The following is an 18,503-nucleotide window of genomic DNA, read 5'->3' as shown; positions in this document are numbered from 1 at the left end:
AGCAAGTTGACATACCATATGCTGTCCCCGCCTGCCCTACGGAGAGCTTGCATGCACCGTCATTCCCACCCGTTGCCCGCGCCCAGCCTGGGTATGCAGCGCGACGTGGTCAGCCTGCACTTTGGTGCGCCCGGCGCCGGGCCCAAAGTGTATTTGCAAGCCGGCCTGCATGCCGATGAACTGCCGGGCATGCTGGTGCTACACCATCTGGCGCAAGCGCTGGCGGCGGCCGAGCAAGCGGACGAGCTGATTGGCGAGGTGATTGTCGTGCCGGTGGCCAACCCGATCGGCCTGGGGCAAAGCGTGCTGCGCGAGCCGGTGGGCCGCTTTGCCCTGCACAGTGGTGACAATTTCAATCGGGGCTACCCCGAGCTGGCCGAGCCGGTGCGCGCCCGGCTGGCCGGGCAATGGGGCAATGACGGCGCCCACAATATCGCCCTGGTGCGCGCCGCCATGCGCCAGCATCTGACCGAGCTGCGTCAGGACGCCATCAGCGAGCTGGACGCACTGCGGCTCACCCTGCTGGGGTTGGCCTGCGATGCCGATGTGGTGGTGGACGTGCACGCCGATACCGAGGCGATTGTCCATCTGTATACCGAAACCCCGTACTGGCCGCAGGCGGAAACCCTGGCGCGCTGCCTGGGCAGTGAAGTCAACCTGCTGGCGCGCGGCAGCGGCGTGGCCTGCTCGTTTGACGAGGCATGCAGCCAGCCCTGGTGGCGCTTGGCCGACACCTTGCCGCCGGATCATCCACTGCCGCTGGCCTGTCTGGCCGTTACGCTGGAATTGCGCGGCCAGACCGACGTCGATGAAAAACTGGCCCAGGAAGACGCTGCTCGATTGCTGGCCTTTTTGCGCCACCGTGGCGTATTGCGCGGCGAGCCCCCGCCCCTGCCGCCATTGCCGTTTCCGCCCACCCCTCTGGCCGGGTCGGAAGCCGTGCGCGCAGACCGGGCCGGCCTCGTCACATTTTTGCGCTCCCTGGGTGATTGGGTGGACGCTGGTGAGCCGGTTTGTGAACTGCTCGACCCGATCAGCGGCACGCGCAGCACCCGCCGCGCCAGCGTGGCTGGCCGCGTGTACGCCCGCACCACACAGCGCTACGCCATGCTGGGCATGGAACTGGTCAAAATCGCCGGCAGCACGCCGTTTCGCACCGGGGCCTTGTTGACGGCGTAAATACCTGTCCGAAACATCTCATGCCCCCGCACGGCGATGCCACACGATCGCCCTTTTTTCTCACTGACCGAATGCACATCTCACCACAACATATGCCCCAAGGTTTTTATCTCGGCCTGATGTCCGGCACCAGCCTGGACGGCGTAGACGCCGTTCTGGCGGATTTATCCGCCGCCCAACCGCGCGTACTGGCCTGCGGCAGCCTGCCGTATGCGGATGCGCTGCGTGCCGAGATTCTGGCCTTGCAGCCGGTGGGCGATAATGAACTGGATCGCGCCGCCCGCTTGGCTCAGCAGCTGGCGCGCTTGTACGCCGAAGTGTGCCAGCTGGCCTTGGCGCAGGCTGGTGTCAGCGCGGCGCAGGTGGTGGCGGTGGGGTGTCATGGCCAGACCGTGCGCCACGCGCCGCAGGCTGGCTACACCGTGCAATTGGCCGATTTGGCTTTGCTGGCGGAGTTGACCGGCATTGATGTGGTGGGCGATTTTCGTCGTCGCGATCTGGCGGCGGGCGGCCAGGGCGCGCCGCTGGTGCCGGCAGCGCATCAGGCCTGGTTTGGCGACGCGCACGAAGCGCGGGTGGTGTTGAACCTGGGCGGCATCGGCAACCTCACCCGGCTGGATCCGGCCTTGCCCGTCATCGGCTTTGACACCGGGCCGGGCAATATGCTGATGGATGCCTGGATTGCCGATTGCCAGCCGGGGGCGCGTTTTGATGCGGGCGGCGCCTGGGCGGCCAGCGGGCGTTGCGTGCCTGCGCTGCTGGCGGATTGTCTGGCCGACCCGTATTTTGCTGCGCCGCCGCCCAAGAGCACCGGCCGCGAGCTGTTCTCGCTGGACTGGCTGCACGCGCGGCTGGCCGCTCACCCTGGTCTGGCAGCGGCCGATGTGCAGCGCACCTTGTTGCAGCTGACCGTCAGCAGCGCGGCACAGGCGATTGCCCAGCACGCGCCCGCCACCCGTGCGCTGTATGTGTGCGGTGGTGGCGCGCTGAACCCGCTGCTGATGGCCGAGCTGGCCGCCGCGCTGCCGCATTGCCGGGTGAGCGCCACGGATGCACTGGGCGTGCCGGCCATGCAAGTGGAAGCACTGGCCTTTGCCTGGCTGGCGCAACGGTTTATGCAGCGCTTGCCGGGCAATCTGCCCGCCGTCACCGGCGCGACAGGCGGGCGGGTGCTGGGGGCGCTGTATCCGGCCTGATCGCCGCCGATGAGGGGTTTTCCGGCTGGCTTGCCTCGTCACGGCAGCTGGCGATGCCGCCATCGGGCTGGGCTGGCAGCAGCAGAATCACCGCCACCTTTCCCCCACCCGCAAACGCCAGTAAAATGACGTGTTATTTTTCACGTTGCCGTGCCGGGACTATGCTCACCTTTCAGGAAATCATCCTCCGCTTGCAGAACTACTGGAACGCGCAAGGCTGCGCGTTGCTGCAACCTTACGACATGGAAATGGGCGCAGGCACCTTCCATACCGCCACCTTCCTGCGGGCGCTGGGCCCGGAGCCGTGGCGTGCCGCCTATGTGCAGCCTTCGCGCCGCCCCAAGGATGGCCGCTACGGTGAAAACCCCAACCGCCTGCAACACTATTACCAGTATCAAGTGGTGCTGAAACCCAGCCCGCCGGATATTCAAGACCTCTACCTGGGCAGCCTGCGCGAGCTGGGCATCGACACCTCGGTGCACGACATCCGCTTTGTCGAGGACGACTGGGAAAGCCCGACGCTGGGCGCCTGGGGCCTGGGCTGGGAAGTCTGGCTGAACGGCATGGAAGTCACCCAGTTCACCTACTTCCAGCAAGTGGGCGGCCTGGATTGCAAGCCGGTGCTGGGCGAGATCACCTATGGCCTGGAGCGCTTGGCCATGTATCTGCAAGGCGTGGAAAACGTCTACGACCTGGTGTGGAATGTGCTGCCGGATGGCCAGGTTGTCACCTATGGTGATGTGTTCCACCAGAACGAAGTCGAGCAATCCACCTATAACTTCGAGCACAGCAACACCGAGCTGCTGTTCCGCCTGTTCAACGACTTTGAAGGCGAGGCCAAGCGCCTGCACGAAGTGAATCTGGCGCTGCCGATGTATGAAATGGTGGTGAAGTGCTCGCACACCTTCAACCTGCTCGACGCCCGTGGCGCCATTTCGGTGACTGAGCGCGCCGCTTACATCGGCCGGGTGCGCGCGCTGGCGCGGCTGGTGGCGCAGGCCTACTACGATTCGCGCGAAGCGCTGGGCTTCCCGATGCTGAAAAAGGACTGACGCTGATGCGCCGACTTGCCCTGTTGTCATTGTCCCTGCTGGCCGCCGCGCCCGCTTTCGCCGCCCCGGACTGGGTGGTGTACCAGCGCGGCACGCTGGCCGCGCTGGCGGTGGACCGCAATTCGGTGCGGACGGAAAAAAACAATCTGCTGCGCTTTGAGCACGAAGAGCGCTACACCCAGCAACAACGCGACCCGCAGCTGAAAATTTCTTTCCACACCCGACGCATGCTGGTGATCGGCGACTGCCTTCAGCGCCGCTACGCCTTTGCCTCGATTGATCTCTTTGACCAGGCCGGCAAGTCGGTCTACCACTCGCTGTTCCAGTTGCAGGATTTCCAATGGAAATTCCAGCCTGCGCCGGACGGCTCGATGGGCGCGGGCATGCTGGATGTGGTCTGCAAGCTCGCGCCTGCGCAACCCTAACGAATGCCTGACCTGACGCCATGAAACACACCCTGCTTGTCGAACTGTTTACCGAAGAACTCCCACCCAAGGCGCTGCCGCGCCTGGCCGCCAGCTTTGCCGGCGCGATTGTGGCCGGCCTGGCCGAGAAAAAACTCGTCGCCGCCGACGTCGCCGCGCAGATTTTTGCCAGCCCGCGCCGCCTGGGCGTGAGCATTCCCGCCGTGCTGGCGGTGGCCGCCGACGAAGAAGCCGTTGAAAAAATCATGCCGGTGGCGGTGGCGCTGGGCGCCGATGGCCAGCCCAGCCCGGCGTTGCGCAAAAAACTGGAAGCGCGCGGTATTGCCCTGGACGCCGTCGCCCAGTTCGAGCGTCGTCTGGACGGCAAGAGCGAAACCTTTTTCTACCGCTACCAGGCCGCCGGCGCCAAGCTGGCCGACGTGCTGGCCGGCATCGTGCAGGATGCGCTGAAAAAGCTGCCCATCCCCAAGGTGATGCGCTGGGGCGATTCTGACGTGACTTTTGTCCGTCCGGTGCACAAGCTGGTGATGCTGCACGGCGCCGAGGTGGTGGCTGGCGAAGTGCTGGGCCTGACGGCCGGCCGCGAAACCGGCGGCCACCGCTTTTTGTCGGCTGGCGCAGTCACGCTGACCGACGCCGACAGCTATGTCAGCACGCTGCAAAGCGTGGGCAAGGTGGTCCCCAGTTTTGAAGCCCGCCGCGACGCCATTCGCGCTGGCCTGGCCAGCCGCGCCGCCGCGCTGAACGCCACCCTGGCCAGCGACGACGCCCTGCTGGACGAAGTGACCGCGCTGGTGGAATGGCCGGTGGTGCTGGAAGCCGGCTTTGCCGAAGACTTTCTGAAAGTGCCGCAGGAATGCCTGATCCTGACCATGCAGCAAAACCAGAAGTACTTTCCGCTGCTGAACGCCGAAGGCAAGCTGATCAACCGCTTCCTGCTGGCGTCCAACCTGGAAACCGCCGACCCCTCGCACATCATCCACGGCAACGAGCGCGTGCTGCGCGCCCGCTTGTCTGACGCCAAGTTTTTCTTTGAGCAAGACCAAAAGCAAAAACTGGAAAGCCGCGTGCCGCGTCTGGGCAATGTGGTGTACCACAACCAGATTGGCACCCAGCTGGAGCGCGTCGAGCGGCTGGAAAGCCTGGCCGGCCAGATTGCCGGGCTGATTGGCGCCAATGTGGACGACGCCCGCCGCGCCGCCCGCCTGGCCAAGGCTGACCTGGTCAGCGATATGGTCGGCGAGTTCCCCGAGCTGCAAGGCATCATGGGCATGTACTACGCCCGCCTGGATGGCGAAAACGACACCGTCGCCGCCGCCATCGAAGGCCACTACCACCCGCGCTTTGCCGGCGACAGCCTGCCGGTGGGCGACGTGGCCAAGGCCGTGGCGCTGGCCGACAAGCTGGAAACCGTGGTCGGCATCTATGGCATCGGCCTGATCCCGACCGGCGACAAAGACCCGTTTGGCCTGCGCCGCCACGCGCTGGGCATTCTGCGCATGGCGCTGGAGCTGCCGCTGGATATCACCGCGCTGCTGGCGCTGACCGCCGCCGCCTTCCCGGCTGGCAAGCTGTCCGCCACCGTGGCCGCCGATGTGTTTGGCTTTATGCAGGAACGGCTGAAAAACCTGCTGCTGGCCGACGCCCGTGCTGATGAAATCGACGCCGTGCTGGCGCTGGCGCCCACCCGCCTGGACAATGTGCGCGCCGTGCTGGCCGCCGTGGCCGCCTTCCGCGCCCTGCCGGAAGCCGCCACCCTGGCCGCCGCCAACAAGCGGGTGAAAAACATCCTGAAAAAGGTCGAAGGCGAAGTCAGCGAAGCGGTCAACCCGGCCCTGCTGGCCGAAGCCGCCGAACAGGCGCTGGCCCAGGCCATCACCAGCGTGCGCGCCGAGGTGGACGCCGCCCAGGCCGCTGGCGACCTGACCGGCGCGCTGACCCGCCTGGCGGCGCTGAAAACCCCGGTGGACGCCTTCTTTGACGGCGTGATGGTGATGGCCGACGACCTGGCCGTGCGCCAGAACCGCCTGGCCCTGCTGGCGCAGTTGGCGGGCTTGTTCAACCGGGTGGCGGATATTTCGTTGCTGGCGGAATAACCCACGCTCTTTTTGCGCCCTTGCGCCCGGCCCGCTGGCAACGGCGGGCCGTGTGCTGTCCGGGCGGTTTTTTCTGGATGGAATGCATGAAACTCGTCATCCTCGACCGCGACGGCGTCATCAACCACGATCGCGATGATTTCGTCAAAAACAGCATGGAATGGGTGCCGCTGCCGCGCAGCCTGGACGCTATCGCCATGCTGACGCAGGCCGGCTGGCATGTGGTGGTGGCCACCAATCAATCCGGCCTGGGCCGGGGCTTGTTCGATATGCACGCGCTGAACGCCATGCACGAAAAAATGCACCATCTGGCGCATAAGGCCGGCGGGCGCATCGACGCGGTGTTTTTCTGTCCGCACAAGCCCGAAGCCGGCTGCGCCTGTCGCAAGCCGCTGCCGGGCATGGTGCTGGACATCGCCGAGCGCTTTGGCCTGCGCCCGGACAGCCTGCCGCTGGTGGGCGACAGCCTGCGCGACCTGCAAGCGGTGGCGGCGGTGGGCGGCCTGCCCATCCTGGTGCGCACCGGCAAGGGCGAGGCCACCCTGGCCAAGGGTGATTTGCCGCCGCGCACCCTGGTGTTTGACGATTTGTATGTGGCGGCGGAATATCTGATCCGTCACCATGCCGACTGAGCGCGCGCCGCGCGCCGGTTTTTGTCCGTGTTTGTAGAAAGCGATTGTTCCTGCTCATGTTAGTGTTGCGTAACCTGCTGTATTGGGTCGGCTTTTTGCTGCTGACCCCGCCGTATTCGCTGCTGGCCATCCTGATGCTGCCGTTTCCGCGCGTGCTGCGCCATCGCGTGGTCACCACCTGGACGCACCTGATGCTGGCCTGGCTGCGGCTGACCTGCGGCCTGCATTACCGCGTGCGCGGGCTGGAAAACATCCCCAACACCCCCTCGGTGATTGCCTGCCAGCACCAGTCCGGCTGGGAAACCATGGCCCTGCAACTGATTTTTCCGCGTCAGGTGTGGGTGGCCAAAAAAGAACTGATGTGGATTCCGTTCTTTGGCTGGGGGCTGGCGGCGGTCAGCGCCATCATGATCGACCGCAAAAGCCGCCAGGCCGCCCAGCAGATGGTGGACCAGGGCCGCGACCGCATGCGCGACGGCTTCTGGATTGTGATCTTCCCGGAAGGCACGCGCATGCCGCCGGGCAAGCCGGGCAAGTTCAAGCAGGGCGCGGCGCGGCTGGCGCAGTCGCTGGATGTGCCCTTGTCGCCGGTGGCGCTGAATTCGGGTGAATTCTGGCCGCGCAATTCTTTTCTGAAGCACCCCGGCGTGATCGACGTGGTGATTGGCCCGCCCATCCTGCCCGCTGGCCAAAGCGCCGAAGCGCTGACCCAGGCGCTGGAAAGCTGGACGCTGGCGCAACAAGCGGCGCTGGTTGGCCGTGGGCCGTGCCGCCCGGACTGAAACATGGCCGGCGCGCGCCTTAGCTCGCACCAGCTGGCCACCGCGCGCGGGCCGCTGGACTACACGCTGGCGCGCAGCGCGCGCAAGACCATCGGCTTGCGCGTCAGCCCGGCTGGGGTGGAAGTGCGCGCGCCGCTGCGCCTGCCGCACGCCGAGATTGTCGCCCTGCTGAACCAGCGCGCCGACTGGCTGTGGAAACACCTGGACCGCCTGAGCGCGCTGGCCCCTGCGCCGCAGCTGGCGGCGCTGCAACAACTGTGGCTGCTGGGCCGGCCGCTGCCGATTGTGCGCGAAGCCGGCCCGCCCGGCGTCAGCCTGGAGCCGGAGCGGGTGTGCGTGCGCGGCGCGCGCGACGACGCCCACGCCGCGCAGCTGCTGAAACAGCGCTATCAGGCCATGGCCCGCCGCCTGTTTGCCGAACGGCTGCAAGGCTTTGCCGGGCGCTGGCGCACGCCGCCCAGCGCGCTCAAGCTCTCGCCCGCGCGCGCGCGCTGGGGCAGCTGCACCCACGACGGGGTGATTCGCCTGTCCTGGCGGCTGCTGTTTGCCCCGCTGCCGGTGATTGATTATGTGCTGGCCCACGAACTGGCGCATCGCATCGAAATGAACCATTCGTCGCGCTTTTGGGTCGAAGTGGCACGTTTATGTCCCGATTGGGCGGCACAACGCGCCTGGCTCAGGCAATACGGACAGCATGCGCCACAGTGGTGAGCGCCTGTTTTCTCCGCCTGGCGCAAGGCGCTGACGGCAGACGGCGCACAATGCGCCAAATGGTGATGAATCTGCCCGAATATTAAGCGCGGCTCACAAAACCCTCCTAGCGTTGTTGTGTGACCTTGCCGTACGGCTTGCACTGTCTGCACACGCCTAGCCAGGGCTGCTTCGCTGGGTTTTGTGAGCGACTCTTAGCCGCTTTAAGCCCCCGCCCTTTACCCCCGCGCCGCCACGGCGGCGCCTGTTGGAGTTTTTTCTGATTATGCGTTTACTGCACACCATGCTGCGCGTGGGCAATCTGGATGCCTCGCTGCGTTTTTACACCGAAGTGCTGGGCATGCGCCTGCTGCGCCGCACCGATTACCCGGAAGGCCGCTTCACCCTGGCTTTTGTCGGTTACGGCGAAGAAATCGACCACACGGTGATTGAGCTCACCCACAACTGGGACACCGCCAGCTACGAGCTGGGCAATGGCTTTGGCCATCTGGCGGTGGAAGTGCCCAATGCCGCGGCAGCCTGTGATCAGGTGCGCGCGCTGGGCGGCAAGGTCACCCGCGAAGCCGGGCCGATGAAGCACGGCACGACGGTGATTGCCTTTGTCGAAGACCCGGACGGCTACAAAATCGAATTCATTCAGCGCGGCACGCAGTAAGCGTCCCGCTCACCAAACCCGCCTGGCGTTGTGGCGTGCGGCCGTGCGCCTAGCCAGGATTGCTTCACTGGGTTTGGTGAGCGACGCGAAGCCAGCTCGGCGCGGCTCCCGCTGACCGCGCCTGCGCCGCCTCCTGGCGGCGGCGCAGGCCAGACTCCCCCAGGCCAGGCGGTTGTCCTGTCTTGCCTGCGGCCCCTGCCGCGCCCTTTGGCCCTGCCTGCCGCCGACCCTGCCGGGCGCCTTGCCCGGCCTGACCGCGCGTCCCCCCGCGCGCCACAGGAGTCTGCGATGTCCCGTGTATTGTGTGTGTTTGCTCTGCTGTGCCCCACGCTGGCGCAGGCCGCCGGCCTGAACGGCGCCGAGTTGTCCTTGTTGTGGTCGCTGCCGTTTGCCGGCCTGCTGCTGTCGATTGCCTTGTTTCCGATTGTTGCCCCGGCCTTCTGGCACCATCACTTTGGCAAGATTGCCCTGGGCTGGGCGTTGGCCTTTTTGCTGCCCTGCGCGCTGTGGCTGAGCCCAGCCGACGCCGGCAATGTGGTGGTGCACGCCATGGTGGACGAATATCTGCCGTTTATCGTGCTGCTGTTTGCCCTGTACACCATTTCTGGCGGCATTTTGATCACCGGCAATCTGCACGGCTCGCCAGCGTTGAACACCGGCATTCTGGCGCTGGGCGCTGCGTGCGCCAGCCTGATGGGCACCACCGGCGCGGCCATGCTGCTGATTCGCCCGCTGCTGCGCGCCAACGACAACCGCCGGCACAACGTGCATGTGGTGGTGTTTTTTATCTTTTTGGTGGGCAATATCGGCGGCGGCCTGACCCCGATTGGCGACCCGCCGCTGTTTTTGGGTTTTCTCAAGGGCGTGAGTTTCAGCTGGACTTTCCAGGCCATGCTGCTGCCGGTGCTCACCGCCTGCGGCCTGTTGCTGCTGGCGTTTTACCTGCTGGACAGTTATTACTACCGCAAAGAAGGCGTGTTGCCGCGCGACCCCACCCCGGACAACGCCCGGCTGGGCGTGCAGGGCGGGTTTAATTTTCTGCTGCTGGCCGGCGTGGTCGGCGCGGTGCTGATGTCCGGCATGTGGAAGCCCGGGCTGGAGCTGAACATTCTTGGCGTGAAAGTCGGCATTCAAAACCTGCTGCGCGACGGCATGTTGCTGGGCCTGGCCGGCGCGTCGCTGGCGTTTACTTCCACCCGCATCCGCGACGGCAATGAATTCAACTGGGAGCCGATTGCCGAAGTGGGCAAGCTGTTTGGCGCGATTTTCATCACCATGGCGCCGGCCATCGCCATTTTGCGCGCCGGCCCGGATGGCGCGCTGGCCCAACTGGTGGGCCTGGTGTCGCGCGCCGACGGCAGCCCGATTGATTTGATGTATTTCTGGATGACCGGCAGCTTGTCGAGCTTTCTGGACAACGCGCCGACCTATCTGGTGTTTTTCAACCTGGCCAGTGGCGACCCGGCGCTGATGATGACGCAATACAGCAGCACCCTGCTGGCGATTTCGGCCGGCGCGGTGTTCATGGGCGCCAACAGCTATATTGGCAATGCGCCCAACTTCATGATCAAAGCCATTGCCGAGCATCGCGGTGTGGCCATGCCTGGCTTTTTTGGCTATATGGCCTGGGCCTGGGTGTGGCTGTTCCCGCTGTTTGTGCTGTTGAGCGTGCTGTTCTTTTTGTAAACCCACCGGGAGCGCGCCATGCTGCACAGGCTGCTGCTAAGTTTGACCCTGGCCGCCGCGCCGCTGGCGGCGGCCGGCAACTGGAATGTCGGCACCCAGCCGCGCAATGGCGTGGTGGTGTGGATTGAAGCGCCCGCCGCGCCACGGGTGAACGGCGCTGGCCAGCAGGCGGGCGCCATGGCCGGCGCGCAGCTGGGCGCCCAGCACGGCGGCGCGGGTGGGGCGATTTATGGCGGCGCGGCCGGCATGATGGCCGGCGAGATCGTCGAGCGCGAACTGGCCGCCGAGCGCTGGCGCAACCGCGCCTGGACGGTGCATGTGCAGCTGGACAGCGGCCCGACGCACACCTTTGCCTACACCGCGCCGCCGCCGTGGCGACGCGGCGAGCGGGTGCGCATCATCGGCGGACGGCTGGCGCCAATGCCCGGCGCGCGCGCTGGCGCCGGGCGCTAAGCGCTGCTGTCGGCACAGCCCATGCAGATAAGCGAAAATTCATTTATTTGTGCCACAATGCCAAGTCTTTGATTTAGATGGAATTTGTATTGTGACGCATTCCCATTCCTTTGATCCGCGCGAAGAAACCCCCAACGCCGCCCGCCAGGCGGCGGCGCAGCGCAGCACCTGGGTGAGCGTGGGGGTGAATATCGCCCTGTCGATCACCCAGATGCTGGTCGGCCTGTGGGCCGGCTCACAGGCGCTGGTGGCCGATGCCGTGCATTCGCTGTCGGATCTGGTGTCGGACTTTGTCGTACTGTTCGCCAACCGCCACAGTGCCGCCGACGCCGACAAAAATCATCCTTACGGCCATGGCCGCTTTGAAACCGCCGCCTCGCTGGTGATTGGCGTGCTCTTGCTCAGCGTGGGCGTGGGCATGCTGTGGTCGGCGGCGCATAAAATCACCGATCCGGCCAGCATTGGCCAGGTGCACAGCCTGGCGCTGTGGGTGGCCGGGCTGGCGCTGGTCAGCAAGGAATTGCTGTTTCGCTATATGCTGAAAATCGCCGAATCGGTGAAATCCAGCATGCTGGTGGCCAATGCCTGGCATGCCCGCTCGGACGCTGCTTCGTCGCTGGTGGTGGGCGTTGGCGTGGCCGGCAATCTGCTGGGCTTTGCCTGGCTGGATCCGCTGGCGGCGGCGCTGGTGGGTTTCATGATCACCCATATGGGCTGGAAATTCAGCTGGTCGGCATTGTCCGACCTGATGGACCACAGCCTGGACGACGAAGAACAAGCCGCCATCTGCGCCACGCTGGAGGCCACGCCCGGCGTGCGCAGCGCGCATGACCTGCGCACCCGGCGCATGGGCGACCTGGCCATGGTGGACGTGCATATTCTGGTGGATGGCCGCATCAGCGTCTCGGAAGGGCACTATATCGCCGCCAACGCCCGCCAGCGCGTGCTGGACGCGCACCGGGTGCTGGACGTGATGGTGCACATCGACCCGGAAGACGACAGCGGCCACAGCCGGCAGATGCTGGCGCTGCCGCATCGGGCGCAGGTGGAAGACGCACTGGCCGAGGTGCTGGACGAACACGTGCGCGCCCGCATCAGCCTGGAGTTGCACTACCTGAACGGCGTGCTGGAGCTGGACGCCGTGCTCGATCCACAAGCCTGCCGCGACGCCGCCGAGCGCGAACGGATCAGCCGGCAACTGCATGCCCTGGTGGGCCAGGTGGCCGGGCTGAGCCAGGTGCGCATTCACCACACACTGGAAGCCAGCCCCAGCCAGCCGGCGGCGCTGCGGTAGAGTGTTCTGATACGCTTGTGGTTTTTCTGGTGCGGCGGCGGCGTGCGCGCCGCGCCAGTTTTGCCTTTGGCCTTGTCATTCGCTACAGTGCTGCTCCATGCCCGATATTGCTGATTCTCCGTCTGCCGCCGACGCCGCCAGCCTGCTGCGCGACGCCGGCTTTTTGGCCAGCCTGCGCCGCGACTTGCTGCGCTTTGCCTGTTTATACCTGAACCACGACGACGACAGCGCCGAAGACGCCGTGCAGGAGGCCTTGCTGGCCGCCAGCCGCGCGCCCGAGCGTTTTGCTGGCCGCGCAGTGGTGCGCACCTGGGTGTTTGGCATTCTCAAGCACAAGCTGATCGACGAAATCCGTCGCCAGCGCCGGCGGGTGTATCTGACGCCCTTGCCCAGTGAGGACGAGGCTGACGATTTTGACGCACTCTTTGACGCGCGCGGCCACTGGAACGCCGACGACCAGCCGCCTGCCTGGAGCGATCCGGACGCCTCGCTGGAGCAGCGCCAGTTCTGGCAGGTATTTGAAACCTGCCTGACCCGGCTGCCGGAATCCACCGCACGGGTGTTCATGATGCGCGAGTTTCTCGACCTGGACACCCCGGAAATCTGCGGCCATTTCGACATCACCCCCAATCACTGCTGGGTCATCCTGCACCGCGCCCGCGCCGGGCTGCGGCTGTGTCTGCAAACCCGCTGGTTTGGCGAGGAGGCGCGCGCATGAACTGCAAACACGCCACCTGGCTGCTGTCGCTGCGCCAGGACCGCCCGCTCAGCTTTCGCGAACGCCTGGGCCTGCGCGTGCATCTGGGCTATTGCACTGGCTGCCGTGCTTATCAGCAGCAGCTGGATTTTCTGCACCGCGCCTGCCGCCAGTTCACCCCTGGGCACACAGAAGACCCGGGTGACTCTTCTGACTGATAGCTGACATTCGTTGTAGTCAAGATGACATAACGAATCCCTTCGCTTTGTTGGGCTATCAGCAAAACGCTGATTTCAAGGTGCTTTAAGCAAAATTAACCATTGGCCTGGCTCTTGCGTGCTCTTGAGCTGTCGTTGCCCGTTCGTCGATATATAAACATTTACATGACGAATACTGCGGGCAATCCCCGGATGACACGCTTGAGAGGAACCCTGGCCCATGACACCCCCAATGCGCCGCAAACTGCTGCCCTGCCTGCTCGCCAGCCTGTGCGCGCCCAGCCTGGCCGCTGAAGTGACCACCCTGCCGGTGGTGGAAGTCTCTGCCTCCGCTGAAGACGGTTGGCTGAAACCAGAACGCGTCACGCCCAGCACGGTTTACCGCGTTGGCGGCGAGGCGCTGGGCGCGTTTGGCAACCCCGGCGGAACCAACCCCTACCTGAACTTGGCTGACCTGCCCGGCGTGAAAATCACCCCGGTGGACGCCTACGGCCTGAACAATATGCAAGGCGGCCAAAAAGGCATGCGCGTGCGCGGCGAAGTCAGCACCCATGGCGTATCCGGCACGGTGGAAGGCCTGGCGCTGAACGGGCCGGGGCCAGGGCCGGGTTATCTGTTTTTGTTTGATCGGGAAAACCTGGTCAGCCTGACCTTTGCCCAGGGCGCGCTGGCAGCCGACCAGGCCGGCTTGTTCAATAGCTATGGTGCGCTGGACAGCCAATTGTTATGGCCGCGCCGCGAGGCGGGCGGTGAGCTGTCGTTCAGCATGGGCTCAGAACGCTTTCAGCGGGTATTTGCCCGCGCCGACAGCGGCCAACTGGCCAGCGGCACGGCGTTTTTCATCTCGGCCTCGGACACCCGCGCCAATAAATGGCGTGGCAACGGCCAGGCGCCGGGCAACCGCGACAATCTGGAATTTGGCCTCAGCCAGGCGCTGGGGCCGCTGAACCTCAAGCTGTGGTATGCGCGCAATGAGCAATCCCAGCACAACTATCAAGCGCTCACCTACAGCCAGGCCACCAATCTGGACGCCTATTACCGCAGTGACTACCCCAACAACCGCAACTCCGCCCTGCACTACGACTACAACCGCCAGGATTTTCGCAACGAAGCGCTGCTGGCCGAGCTGAATTACACCTTCAGCCCGACGCTGAGCCTGAGCATCAAGCCGTTTTACAGCCGCGAGCAAGGCTACTACCTGTACGCCGGCAGCACCGACACCCAGGTGCTGAAATGGCTGATCGACCACACCACCTATGGCGTCAACAGCGAATTGCGCGGGCTGTGGGGCGACACCGAAATCAAACTGGGCCACAGCTGGACCTCCACCGAGCCGCCGGGGCCGCCGACCACGCGCACACAGTATGTGATCCGCAATGGCAGCCTGCAATTTGACCGCTGGGCCATGCTGTCGAAAACCGTGGACCGCCATGAATTCCACAGCTTTTATCTGAGCGCGCTGCACCAGGCCGGCCCGCTGACCGTGCAGGGCGGCCTGCGCTACGCGCGGGAAACCCTGCCGTCGATCGACGCCTATACCGTCGGCGCCAACAGCACTTGGGACGTCTCCGCCGACCAGGCTTACAGCCTGGCCAGCCGCAATGCCGCGCGCAGCGTCAGTGGCCGCACGCTGGCCTACTGGCTGCCGCAACTGGGCGCGGCCTACCAGCTCACCCCACAACTGCAAGCGCGCGCCAGCCTGGGCCGCACCATCGGCGCGCCGTCGTTTGACGCCTACAACCAGGCGCCGTCCGGCGCCATCACCACCAGCCAGCAGTACTGGGACCAGCTCAAGCCCGAGCTCAGCACCAAGCTGGACCTGGGCCTGCGCTGGCAAGCAGAACGCGCCTACCTGGAGCCGACGCTGTATTTCAGCCGCTCGCGCAATAAGGGGGTGAATGTCTACAGCGAGCAAACCCGCACGGTGTATTCGCAGAACATCGGCCAGACCCGCGGCTATGGCCTGCAACTGTCGGCCGGCCTCACCCCGCTGAGCGGGCTGCGCCTGTTTGGCGCGCTGTCTTACAGCCGGTCGCAATTCAGCGAAGACGTGCGCACCAATAACGGCGCCTGGCTGCCGGTGCAGGGCAAGCAATTGCCCGATGTGCCGCGCTGGATGGCCAATCTGGGCGCGGCCTGGCAGTGGCAGGGGCTGACCGTCGCCCCCAGCGTCAACTATATCGGTTCGCGCTGGGGCACCAGCACCTACACCGAGCGGCTGCCCGGCTATCTCACCGCCGACCTGAACTTCAGCTATGCCGGCAAGGCGCGCTGGGGCGGCTGGGAGCTGGGCCTGAGCGTGTTGAATGTGTTTGATCGCCGCTATATCGGCCAGATCAGCACCAGCGAAATCAACACCACCAGCAATGGCGCCATCTACTACCCCGGCGCGCCGCGCACGGTGGTGGGCAAGGTCAAGCTGACCTTCTAAGCGTCGCTCACCATCCCGGCCTGTTCCCCTGTGCTGGCTGAAACAGCATGCCGGGCTCGACGTGTGGCGCGGGCGTGGTGAGCGGCGTTATCCCGGAGAATGACTGATGACACGAATGATTGACGCCTGGCGGCGGCTGAGCTGGGGCGCGCTGAGTCTGGCGCTGGCCGCCAGCGCCCAGGCCGCCGAAGTGGTGGATATGGTCGGCCGGCGCGTGCAGGCGCCTGACCATATCGAGCGGGTGTTTGGCGCCGCGCCGCCGCTGAATGTGCTGCTGCACAGCCTGGCGCCAGACAAGATGATTGGCCTGAGCTTTCCGATTCCGGCCGAGGGCCAGCGCTATTTTCCGCCCCGCCTGCGCGGACTGCCGGTGGTGGGCGGCATTTTCGGCATGGGCCAGCAAATGAACCCGGAAGCTGTGCTGGCCATGCAGCCGGACATTGCCCTGGCCTGGAAGAGCCCGTTTATTGACCAGGCCCGCATTGAAGCGGCGTTTGCCAAGATTGGCCTGCCCGTGGTGTTCATCCAGCTGGACACGCTGGCCGACTGGCCGGCAGCGCTGCGCTACACCGGCCGGCTGCTGGGCCAGCCGGCGCGCGGCGAAACGCTGGCCCGTCTGGTGGAAGCGCCGCTGGCCAAGGTGGCGCAAGTCACTGCGCGCATTCCGCTGGAGCAGCGCCCACGGGTGTATTACGCCGAAGGCCCGGACGGCCTGGCCACCGATTGCCATCAGTCGTTTCACACCGAAGCCATTGAGCTGGCCGGCGGTTATAACGTCTACCGCTGCCAGCCCAAGGACCACACCGGCATGGAAAAAGTCAGCCTGGAGCAGGTGCTGGCCTTTGCCCCGGACATCATCATCGCCCAGGACGCCCAGTTTGCCCGCGTGGTGGCGCAAGACCCGCGCTGGCGGCAGGTGAAAGCCGTGCGCGCCGGCCGGGTGTACAGCGTGCCGCGCTGGCCGCACAACTGGATCGACCGTCCGCCGTCGCTGATGCGCGTGCTGGGCGTGCAGTGGCTGGCCGGGCTGTTCTACCCCAAGCAACTGCCGTTTGACCGGCTGGCGCACACCCGGGCGTTTTATCAGCAGGTGCTGGGGGTGAGCCTGACGGAGCAAGACATTGACCGCCTGTTTCAGTAATCCCGCCCTGCCGGCTGGCCTGGCGCGGCGTTGGCGCGGCCTCTGCCGCGCGAGCTTGCCGGCCCTGCTGGCGCTGGCCACCCCACTGGCCATGCTGCTGGCGCTGGGCATTGGCCGTTTTCCGCTGCCGCCAACTGAGGTGCTGGGCTATGCGCTGGCCAAGCTGGGCTGGCTGAGCCTGCCGCCTGCGCGCTTGGCCTTGCTGGACAATCTCATCATCGACATCCGCCTGCCGCGCGTGCTCACCGCCGTGCTGGTGGGCTCGGCGCTGGCGTGTTCGGGCGCGGCGTATCAGGCGGTGTTTCGCAATCCGCTGGTGTCGCCCGACTTGCTGGGCGTGCTGGCGGGCGCGGCGGCCGGCGCGGCGCTGGGCATGCTGTATGGCGGCGACTGGCGGCTGGTGCAGTTGGGCGCGTTTGCCCTGGGCGGCGCGGCGGTGCTGCTGGGCGTGCTGCTGGCCAGTTGGTGCGGCGGCTCACTGATCACCCTGGTGCTGGGCGGCATGATCAGCGGCGCCTTGTTCACCGCCATCCTGTCCATCAGCAAATACCTGGCCGACCCCTACAACCAGCTGCCGGCGATTGTTTACTGGCTGATGGGCAGCCTGGCCATGGCCAATCTGGACGACCTGGCGCGGCTGGGGCCGCCGATGCTGTTGGCCATGCTGGCGATGTGTCTGTGCGGACGCGGGCTGGACGCATTGAGCATGGGCGACGACGAAGCGCGCAGCCTGGGCGTGCCGGTGCGCGCGCTGCGCTATGGGGTGATTGCCCTGGCCACGTTGGCTTCGGCGCTGACTGTGTCGCTGGCCGGCATGATCGGCTGGGTGGGGCTGCTGATTCCACATTTGGCGCGGTTATTGGCCGGGCCCGGCAATGCCCGGCTGCTGCCAGTCAGCGCCTGCCTGGGGGCGATTTTTCTGCTGTGTGCCGATGGCCTGGCGCGCACGCTGACCACCACGGAAATCCCGCTGGGCATCCTCACCGAACTGCTGGGCATCCCGGCCTTTGTGCTGGTGCTGCGCCGCGCCCGCCATGGGTGGACGGCATGACGCTGCGCGCCCATGACCTGCGCTTTGCCTACCGCGCCCGCACCGTGTTGCAAGGCGTGAACCTGACTGTGCGCCCTGGCGAAGTGCTGGCGCTGCTGGGCGGCAATGGCGCTGGCAAGAGCACGCTGCTGCGCCTGTTGCTGGGCCTGCTGCGCCCGACTGGCGGTGAGGTGCGCCTGCACGAACGCCCGTTATCCGCCTGGCCGCGACGGGCGCTGGCGCGCGAGCTGGCCTATGTGCCGCAGCTGCACCAAGCGCCGTTTCCGTATCGGGTGCGCGAGGTGGTGCTGCTGGGGCGCTTGCCCAGCCATGGCCTGCTGGCCGCCCCCAGCCGCGCCGACCTGCACGCCGCCGACGTCGCGCTGGCCGAGCTGGAACTGACCGCGCTGGCCGAGCGGCGCTACACCGAGCTATCTGGCGGCGAGCGTCAGCGGGTGCTGATTGCCCGCGCGCTGGCGCAGGGCGCGCGGCTGCTGGTGTTTGACGAACCCAGCAATGGCCTGGACTACGGCGGCCAGTTGCGCTTGCTGGCGCGCATGCGCCGGCTGGCCCAGGCCGGCCATGGCGTGCTGTTCACCACCCATCACCCCGACCACGCCCGCCAGGCCGCCGACCGGGTGGCGCTGCTGGCCGACGGCCGGATAGACGCCGACGGCGCGCCCGCCGAGGTGCTGACCGAGGCCGCGGTGGCCAGGCTGTATGGGTTGAATGAGGACGAACAGCGCCTGCTGAGCGCACGCTGATCTCGCTGACGCTGTTGGTCTGATTTTTTACATTGCTGTTTGACTGTGTTTTTTGACTGAA

17 protein-coding genes and 1 pseudogene are annotated in these 18,503 nt (G+C 65.8%); all 18 read left to right on the top strand.

Annotation, left to right across the window (positions count from 1 at the left end; genetic code table 11):
• The first annotated feature begins 51 nt into the window (after window positions 1-51).
• Window positions 52-1,179: a succinylglutamate desuccinylase/aspartoacylase family protein gene (locus DFR34_RS01415; protein ID WP_110389354.1), complete on the top strand. Its 1,128-nt coding sequence runs from the start codon at window positions 52-54 to the stop codon at window positions 1,177-1,179.
• A 92-nt stretch (window positions 1,180-1,271) separates the two neighbouring features.
• Window positions 1,272-2,375 carry an anhydro-N-acetylmuramic acid kinase gene (locus tag DFR34_RS01410; RefSeq protein WP_110389353.1) on the top strand — a complete coding sequence of 368 codons (1,104 nt, stop codon included), beginning with the start codon at window positions 1,272-1,274 and terminating at the stop codon, window positions 2,373-2,375.
• A 161-nt stretch (window positions 2,376-2,536) separates the two neighbouring features.
• Window positions 2,537-3,427: a glycine--tRNA ligase subunit alpha gene (gene glyQ / locus DFR34_RS01405; protein WP_110389352.1), complete on the top strand. Its 891-nt coding sequence runs from the start codon at window positions 2,537-2,539 to the stop codon at window positions 3,425-3,427.
• Window positions 3,428-3,432: 5 nt separating this feature from the next.
• The gene (locus tag DFR34_RS01400) at window positions 3,433-3,852 is read left to right on the top strand and encodes a surface-adhesin E family protein (RefSeq protein ID WP_146215027.1); all 420 of its coding nucleotides are present in this window, start codon (window positions 3,433-3,435) and stop codon (window positions 3,850-3,852) included.
• A gap of 20 nt (window positions 3,853-3,872) precedes the next feature.
• Window positions 3,873-5,948 (top strand): glycine--tRNA ligase subunit beta, encoded by a 2,076-nt coding sequence (gene glyS, locus DFR34_RS01395; RefSeq protein ID WP_110389350.1) that lies wholly within the window; start codon window positions 3,873-3,875, stop codon window positions 5,946-5,948.
• An 86-nt stretch (window positions 5,949-6,034) separates the two neighbouring features.
• Window positions 6,035-6,580 carry a D-glycero-beta-D-manno-heptose 1,7-bisphosphate 7-phosphatase gene (gmhB, locus tag DFR34_RS01390; protein ID WP_110389474.1) on the top strand — a complete coding sequence of 182 codons (546 nt, stop codon included), beginning with the start codon at window positions 6,035-6,037 and terminating at the stop codon, window positions 6,578-6,580.
• Window positions 6,581-6,636: 56 nt separating this feature from the next.
• On the top strand, window positions 6,637-7,362 hold the full coding sequence (locus DFR34_RS01385; RefSeq protein ID WP_110389349.1) for a lysophospholipid acyltransferase family protein: 726 nt from the start codon (window positions 6,637-6,639) through the stop codon (window positions 7,360-7,362).
• Window positions 7,363-7,365: 3 nt separating this feature from the next.
• Window positions 7,366-8,073 (top strand): M48 family metallopeptidase, encoded by a 708-nt coding sequence (locus tag DFR34_RS01380; RefSeq protein ID WP_110389348.1) that lies wholly within the window; start codon window positions 7,366-7,368, stop codon window positions 8,071-8,073.
• A 265-nt stretch (window positions 8,074-8,338) separates the two neighbouring features.
• On the top strand, window positions 8,339-8,728 hold the full coding sequence (gene gloA / locus DFR34_RS01375) for a lactoylglutathione lyase (RefSeq protein WP_110389473.1): 390 nt from the start codon (window positions 8,339-8,341) through the stop codon (window positions 8,726-8,728).
• A gap of 288 nt (window positions 8,729-9,016) precedes the next feature.
• Window positions 9,017-10,414, top strand: coding sequence for a sodium:proton antiporter (locus DFR34_RS01370; RefSeq protein WP_110389347.1), 1,398 nt, complete (start codon window positions 9,017-9,019; stop codon window positions 10,412-10,414).
• Between the two features lie 18 nt (window positions 10,415-10,432).
• Window positions 10,433-10,867 carry a hypothetical protein gene (locus tag DFR34_RS01365; RefSeq protein ID WP_110389346.1) on the top strand — a complete coding sequence of 145 codons (435 nt, stop codon included), beginning with the start codon at window positions 10,433-10,435 and terminating at the stop codon, window positions 10,865-10,867.
• A gap of 91 nt (window positions 10,868-10,958) precedes the next feature.
• Window positions 10,959-12,161 carry a cation diffusion facilitator family transporter gene (locus tag DFR34_RS01360; RefSeq protein ID WP_110389345.1) on the top strand — a complete coding sequence of 401 codons (1,203 nt, stop codon included), beginning with the start codon at window positions 10,959-10,961 and terminating at the stop codon, window positions 12,159-12,161.
• Between the two features lie 97 nt (window positions 12,162-12,258).
• Window positions 12,259-12,879 carry a sigma-70 family RNA polymerase sigma factor gene (locus tag DFR34_RS01355; protein ID WP_110389344.1) on the top strand — a complete coding sequence of 207 codons (621 nt, stop codon included), beginning with the start codon at window positions 12,259-12,261 and terminating at the stop codon, window positions 12,877-12,879.
• Window positions 12,876-13,076 carry a zf-HC2 domain-containing protein gene (locus tag DFR34_RS17475; RefSeq protein WP_110389343.1) on the top strand — a complete coding sequence of 67 codons (201 nt, stop codon included), beginning with the start codon at window positions 12,876-12,878 and terminating at the stop codon, window positions 13,074-13,076. Before DFR34_RS01355 ends, DFR34_RS17475 begins: the two co-directional genes overlap by 4 nt.
• 220 nt (window positions 13,077-13,296) lie before the next feature.
• Entirely contained in the window at window positions 13,297-15,507 is a 2,211-nt protein-coding gene (locus DFR34_RS01345) for a TonB-dependent receptor (protein ID WP_110389342.1), read from the top strand.
• Between the two features lie 106 nt (window positions 15,508-15,613).
• Window positions 15,614-16,648 (top strand): ABC transporter substrate-binding protein, encoded by a 1,035-nt coding sequence (locus DFR34_RS01340; protein WP_110389341.1) that lies wholly within the window; start codon window positions 15,614-15,616, stop codon window positions 16,646-16,648.
• The gene (locus tag DFR34_RS01335; protein WP_211309252.1) at window positions 16,629-17,699 is read left to right on the top strand and encodes a FecCD family ABC transporter permease; all 1,071 of its coding nucleotides are present in this window, start codon (window positions 16,629-16,631) and stop codon (window positions 17,697-17,699) included. Before DFR34_RS01340 ends, DFR34_RS01335 begins: the two co-directional genes overlap by 20 nt.
• A 59-nt stretch (window positions 17,700-17,758) precedes the next feature.
• A pseudogene (locus DFR34_RS01330) lies at window positions 17,759-18,442 on the top strand (ABC transporter ATP-binding protein); the annotation flags it as partial.
• Between the last annotated feature and the right edge of the window lie 61 nt (window positions 18,443-18,503).

The organism is Rivihabitans pingtungensis, assembly GCF_003201855.1.
GTDB lineage: Bacteria > Pseudomonadota > Gammaproteobacteria > Burkholderiales > Aquaspirillaceae > Rivihabitans > Rivihabitans pingtungensis.
The sequence above is the reverse complement of the archived record's forward strand: the minus strand, read 5'-3'. Positions and strand labels throughout refer to the sequence as shown.